The following is a 1,667-nucleotide window of genomic DNA, read 5'->3' as shown; positions in this document are numbered from 1 at the left end:
AAAAAATAAAACTGTCATCATAGGGGGAGTTTTTCATGCCTCATAAGCAAAAAGCAACAGCAGAAGAGAAAACCAGAGTTACCCTGGAATGCCTCTCAGGTAGAATGACACGTAGTGAAGCAGCATCATTATTACAAGTAGATATCACTACCATTAGCGATTGGATAGATCAGTACGAATCTGAGGGCCCCTCAGCTTTTTTGTCGCGTGAACGCAATCGTGTTTATACAGCAGAACTCAAAACTCGGGCCGTTATCAGTTATTTGAATGGTGAAGGCAGTTTGCGGGATATATGTCGCAAATATGCTATCCATAACAAATATCAGTTGCGAGATTGGATAAGGGTGTATAATGCTCATGGAGAATTTAACTCCAGAAAACATTCAGGAGGCGAAAGCTACATGAGCAAAGCACGCAACACCACACAGGAAGAACGCCTGCAAATTGTCCAGGAATGCCTGGCTTCAGATAAAAACTACGTCGAAATAGCCAAGAAATACAAGGTAAGCTACCAACAGGTACGGACTTGGACTTTGCGTTACATAGAACTTGGCGAGTCCGGTCTGGAAGACCGCCGTGGCAGGCGTAAGAAAGACCAGACGCCCCGCACGGAACTGGAAAAGGCTCAGATTGAAATCAAAAAACTGAAACATCAGCTGTATATGGCTGAGATGGAGCGTGACCTGTTAAAAAAATTGAACGAACTGGAGAGGAGGGATCTCTGGGACAAGTAAGGCGTCTTCGTTCCTACAAGGCTATACGGGATTGCCATCAAGAAAAAGATTATCCCATAGATGAATTGTGTAATTTGCTGAATGTATCGAGGTCAGCCTATTACAAATGGGCAGCTGGGAAGCTCAGCGATAGGATTCGGGAAAACAAAGCCATTGCTGAACTGGTGGAAAAAATCCACAATGAACGCCCGGACAAGGGCTATCGCCGCATAAACGATGACCTTCGGCACGACCACGGCATTCATGTAAATGACAAGCGTATCCTTAGGATATGCCGAAAGAAGAGCATTAAATCCACCATTAAATACCGCAGCCACGGCTGCACCAGACGTGCGAAGAATCCTCAATACACCGCAGAAAACATTCTTTCTCGCAAATTCCATGCCGATACTCCAAATGAGAAATGGTTGACCGATGTGACCGAATTCAAGTGGTATGAGGATTCTGTTGTGCATAAACTGTACCTAAGTGCTATTCTTGACCTTTACGATAGACGAATCGTATCCTTTGTTATTAGTGAGCATAACGACAACCCGTTGGTATTCAAGACCTTTGACAAGGCGGTAAAAGCCAATCCAGATGCCCATCCGCTGTTCCACAGTGATAGAGGCTTTCAATATACGAACAGGAATTTCCACCACAAACTGGAAAAACAGGGAATGACACAAAGCATGTCCCGTGTAGCCCATTGCATTGACAACGGTCCTATGGAAGGATTCTGGGGCATCCTTAAGCGGGAGATGTACTACGGCAGACGTTTTACCAGCAAGTGTGAACTTATGCGTTCGATTGAAGCATACATTCATTATTACAACTACAAGCGTGTGCAACGTAACCTTGGTATCCTAACACCGATAGAGAAACATACCTTGTATTTAGCCGCATAAAAAGGCCGGCAGACGAATCTGCCGACCAAAGAAATCTTATATTTTT

At 44.4% G+C, this 1,667-nt stretch carries 2 protein-coding genes and 1 pseudogene; all 3 read left to right on the top strand.

The window, feature by feature from the left end:
- Positions 1 to 35 precede the first annotated feature (35 nt).
- Positions 36 to 353, top strand: a pseudogene (locus FZ040_RS14390) (transposase); the annotation flags it as partial.
- 48 nt (positions 354 to 401) lie between these two features.
- Complete coding sequence (locus FZ040_RS14290) at positions 402 to 734, top strand: helix-turn-helix domain-containing protein (protein ID WP_255448918.1); 333 nt, start codon at positions 402 to 404, stop codon at positions 732 to 734.
- Between the two features lie 65 nt (positions 735 to 799).
- Entirely contained in the window at positions 800 to 1,621 is an 822-nt protein-coding gene (locus FZ040_RS13785) for an IS3 family transposase (RefSeq protein ID WP_255448916.1), read from the top strand.
- Positions 1,622 to 1,667 lie beyond the last annotated feature (46 nt).

The sequence above is a fragment of the Pseudoselenomonas ruminis genome, from assembly GCF_008271295.1.
GTDB lineage: Bacteria > Bacillota > Negativicutes > Selenomonadales > Selenomonadaceae > Selenomonas_A > Selenomonas_A ruminis.
Note: the sequence above shows the minus strand (reverse complement) of the source record. Positions and strands in the feature narration are given on the sequence as shown.